The sequence below is a fragment of the uncultured Porphyromonas sp. genome (assembly GCF_934359325.1).
Taxonomy (GTDB): domain Bacteria; phylum Bacteroidota; class Bacteroidia; order Bacteroidales; family Porphyromonadaceae; genus Porphyromonas_A.
Map to the genome: position 1 here is coordinate 1 of NZ_CAKRLH010000129.1, position 4,585 is coordinate 4,585.

Sequence of the window (4,585 nt, forward strand, 5' to 3'; positions counted from 1 at the left end):
ACCATAGACCAGGATCCGCTTACGGCTGATCGGACCATCGGAGCGGACGAGGAGTCTCCGAGCTAGGAAGACCATCACACCGCGCAGGGCAAGGGTGACCAGGTAGGTGAGTATGATGTAGCTTACGCTGTAGAAGATCGCCACCTTGGGGGGAAAGTCGAGGTGGAGACGCGTCTCATTGATCAGGTAAAGTATCAGGAAAGAAATGGTCGCATTGATAAGCGTCGCCACAAGTAGATTGAAGCTCACCCTCAGCGTGGTGAAGCGGAAGATCTGCTTGTGCACTCCGGTCACGAAGTCGGCGACTATCGCTGCGATGGTCACTGCAACCACGCTGGCAGGGATCAGCGTACGCATGGCGACATCGGGCATACCGACAAAGTACCTTGTGGCAAGTGCTGCAAGGACGGCACATACGATCACCGAGAGGACGTCTATCGCAACGACGATCCACCGATTGAGATACGATCGCGATAGGAGCGTCAGTAGATTTGGCTTGGCTGTCATGATGTTTATCCTTTAGGTCAGAGGGAGTCCATCCTGCCCGGGTCGGAGCAGTCCGGAGAGCCGTCTCTTTTCCTTTCTCCGCACAAAGATAGCGAAAGTGGGGCTACCAAAAGCCTTTTCCTAAAGAGGGACAGAAGATGTACCCGTCACCGAAGGGAGGAGAGCGGGTCGGTGAGCACCATCGACACCTCGCGGAAGGCGTAGGAGACGCGGTGCCCGGAGGGAAGCTCGCGGATCAGCAGTCGTCCGTCAGGTCTCACCTCCTCGATCATCCCGTAGAAGGTCTCGCCGAAGGGTCGGACAAAGCAGGCTGCCTCTCCCCGTCCGAAGAGGCAGGTGTGGTATGCCTGCCGGAGTCTCGCCGGAGACCAGCGGCGCCGCTCCTCCAGCGCCTCAAGGATCTCGTAGACCAGTCGGTCGTGCCAGGTGACACCGGTGAGTGGGGTCACGCCGAGCCTACGCTGCTCTGCCGCTATCGAGGTGGGTGGCGTCGGATAGCCCTCACCGAAGTGCTCCTGCAGGACATTGACCCCGATGCCGACGATGCTCGCCTCGAGGCGCGACGAGGAGAAGGAGTTCTCGATCAGGATACCGCAGATCTTTCGTCCGTCCACGAGGAGGTCGTTAGGCCACTTCACTTTTACCTCAGGTCCCGGGGGGAGTTCGCGCTGAAGCGCCTGTCTTACGGCGAGAGCGGTCAGGATATTGAGGTCAAAGAGCGTCCCGCCGTCCTCCATCAGGTCACCCGGATGGAGGAGCAGGGTCATCGTCAGGTTTTGCCCCGAAGTAGCGTCCCAGCGGTGCCCCGCCTGGCCACGCCCGGCGGTCTGATCGGTGGCGGTGACGACCGTGTACTCCTCCAGGTCCGGCTCCTCTGCGAGCCGTCGCCTGAGGTAGCTATTGGTCGAGTCGACCTGAGCCAGGTGGATCTGCCTCACGCCTCCCGTTTCTCGCCCCTCCGCCGGTTATGGTGGTAGAGGAAACCGCTGACCAGGATCACCAGGAGCAGCACCCCGTAGGCGGCATAGGCGGTCGTCTCCGTCACGTGCAGGGTCTTGGGGTCAAAGGTGAGTACCACCTCGTGCTCTCCCGCCGGGACGACGAGACCGCGTAGCAGGTAGTCGACCCGAAGGATCTCCGCCTCCTCGCCATCGATGCGCGCCTCCCAGCCGTGCGGGTAGTAGATCTCCGAGAGCACTGCCAGACCGGCGTGGGTATTGGATGTCCTGTAGACCAGACGGTCGGGAGCGTAGTCGGTGAGGGTGACGGTGGAGAGGCTATCCCGGAGCGTACCCGTCGGAAGCCCCTCGGCAAGCGACCGATCCACCACCGCCACGCGGTCGAGAGGCAGCTGCCCAAGGGCATCGTACTCCTCCTGAGCTCCTGAGACGGTATGGATATCGGAGACAAACCACCCGTCGCCGTACGCCTCCGGATCGACCACGAGCCGCTGACCGGTGACGCTGTCGGGCACGATGTAGTACTTCGTATTGAGTGCCCTGAGGACATTCCGATCCAGCTTGGAGAGATAGCCGGTGATCAGGTCCTGATAGCGACCCAGCTTTGCCGCATTATAGCCACCTATGGAGCGGTGGTAGTAGGAGGTGGTGGCGTCATTAAAGGTATCGACCGAAAGATTCATCACCCGCGCCTCAGAGGGATCGCTGAGGATCTGCTCGTCCACCGGCGTCTTCTCCTGCACCTTGGCAGCGATGTCGGTCCGCGGGTGATACATGGAGTCGTTGAGGTACCTCTTGTCCACCGTCCAGAGGTCGACGAGACAGAGGAGCGTCACCAATGCCAGCGTCGGCAGCGGCTTCACCTTCTTCTTATAGTAAAGGAGTAGAACGCCCATCCCCACGAGGAGGAAGACCACCGTTCGCAGCGCATCGGCCCTGAAGATCGCTGTCCGGACGCCCTTGAGATCCTCCACCGCATCGATTAGCTGAGGCATCTGTGCGAGGTAGGGAGCGAGTGCCTGCTGCTCCATCTGCGACATAAAAGAGCCGCCGCTGGAGGGGAAGAGGTACGCCAGCAGCGCGACGCCGACCGTCAGCACGCTCGCTGTGATCGTCGCCCCCTTGTCAGCCTTCAGCCTATCCGGTTGTCTCAGTATCAGCGCCAGCCCCCAGACGGCAAAGAGCGGTATCGTCAGCTCCGGGACAACTAAGATCGACGAGGGGGTGCGGAACTTATTGTAGAGCGGCACATGGTCGATGAAGAAATTGGTCAGCCCGGGGAAGTTGTGCCCCCACGAGAGCAGGAGGCAGAGAAGAGAGACCACCAGCAGCGCCCACCTCATCGGTCCCTTGCCCGCCACCATCCCGAAGAGCGCGAGCCAGAGGACGAAGGCACCTACGTAGACCGGTCCCGCCGTGAAGGGCTGGTCCCCCCAGTAGCGGTTTTGCTGCGCCACAAAGGCCCGATTCTCCATCGACGCCTTACTGAGAGCCGGCTCATCATAGCCGATCGCGCCACTCGCGCCCCCCTTGGCATCCGGGATCAGTAGCGTCAGCGTCTCATCCACGCCGTAGCTCCAGGCGGTGATGTAGTCCCGGGAGAGTCCCTTAGAGGAGGTCTCGCCGCCCTCCGTTGCGATGGCGCTCCCTCCACGCATTGTCTCCTGCTGCAGCTCCCAGGTGTGGTAGAGACCCGAGCCATTAAGCCCCAGGCCGATAAATCCGCCCAGCGTCACCGCCAGCAGTGCCTTGCCGAAGTGCTTCCACTCCCCCTCACGACCGGCCTCCACCGCCCAGGCGATGATCATCCCCGCCATGAGGAAGGCGAAGTAGTAGCTCATCTGGTAGTGATTGCAGAGGATCTGCAGCCCGGTAAAGACCGCCATGACGATGAAGCCCAGTCGGTAGTATCGTCGGTGAAAGGCGTAGACCAGACCGGCAATCGTCGGAGGGATAAAGGCGAGGGTGGTGAGCTTCCAGATGTGCCCCGCCTGTATCAGGATGAGGAAGTAGGAGGAGAAAGTCCAGAGGATCGCCCCGAAGACCGACAGCCCCCGCCTCAGCCCCCAGCTCCGCATGAAGAGGTACCCCCCTAGGAGCATCATCAGGAGGAGGTAGGTGTCGCCCGGCATCAGGTCTATCGGCCACTCCAGCCGGAGGAGACTCCGCAGCGTGACGAGAGGGGTCTGAGAGTCGTAGTCCGGGCGGATCTGGTAGGTGGGCATCCCCCCGAAGAGGCTTCCCGTCCAGCGGGACCACTCCCCGGTCTCCTTATGATAATCGACCACATCCCGCCCTGTCCCCTGCGAGGCGGCACCGTCCACCTGGTAGAGCACCCGGTCCTCAAAGGCAGCGGGATAGAAGTAGGCATACGAGAGCCCCACAAAGAGGACAAGCGACAGGAGGACGTAAAACCATTCCTGCCTGTACCATTTCTTCTCCTCGTCTGTCCCGGTCATTATCTCCGTCATAATCCTCTTGGCTTATTATTTCTACGGACAAAGATAGCCAGAACTTAGAGAGTGAGGAAGCCAAGCCCCCATCTGCTCCGGAGCGGACGGGGGCTTTTTTTGCTTTGGTTCGGCGGGGCGTCAGTGCGCCTCGAGCCAGTTCTTCCCCACGCCGACATCAGCGATGAGCGGGACACTAAGCGAGGGCAGCACCTGCTCCATCTCCTCCTTGACCATAGCCATCAGCCGCTCCTGCTCCTCAGCGGGGACGGTGAAGCAGAGCTCGTCGTGCACCTGCAGGATCATCTGCGAGCGGAAGCCCTCCTCTCGCAGGCGGCGCGCCACTCGGACCATGGCCACCTTGATGATGTCGGCGGCGGTTCCCTGGATCGGGGCATTGATCGCCATGCGCTCTGCATTGGCGACGAGGTTTCGGTTGCGGGAGTTGATATTCTGCAGATAGCGACGGCGACCGAAGAGGGTGTCCACGTAGCCGTCTCGGTGCGCCCGCTCGATCGTCTCATCCATGTAGCGCTTCACGCCGGGGAAGGAGTCGAAGTAGCCCTCGATCAGGGCAGCCGCCTCGCTGCGTGGTATGTCGAGCCGGGAGGAGAGACCGAAGGCGGAGATGCCGTAGATGATCCCAAAGTTTGCCGTCTTTGCCCGACG

4 protein-coding genes are annotated in these 4,585 nt (G+C 61.3%); all 4 read right to left on the minus strand.

Going from position 1 to position 4,585, the window contains the following annotated elements:
• Positions 1-507 (minus strand): hypothetical protein (locus tag Q0F21_RS05480; RefSeq protein ID WP_297238131.1); only part of this gene is annotated, 507 nt, incomplete at its 3' end.
• A gap of 146 nt (positions 508-653) precedes the next feature.
• Positions 654-1,445, minus strand: coding sequence for a biotin--[acetyl-CoA-carboxylase] ligase (locus Q0F21_RS05485; protein WP_297238133.1), 792 nt, complete (start codon positions 1,443-1,445; stop codon positions 654-656).
• Positions 1,442-3,937 carry a hypothetical protein gene (locus Q0F21_RS05490; RefSeq protein WP_297238135.1) on the minus strand — a complete coding sequence of 832 codons (2,496 nt, stop codon included), beginning with the start codon at positions 3,935-3,937 and terminating at the stop codon, positions 1,442-1,444. The genes Q0F21_RS05485 and Q0F21_RS05490 overlap by 4 nt, the downstream gene beginning before the upstream one ends.
• Positions 3,938-4,057: 120 nt before the next feature.
• On the minus strand, positions 4,058-4,585 hold a 528-nt coding region (locus Q0F21_RS05495), incomplete at its 5' end, for a DNA polymerase (protein WP_297238137.1).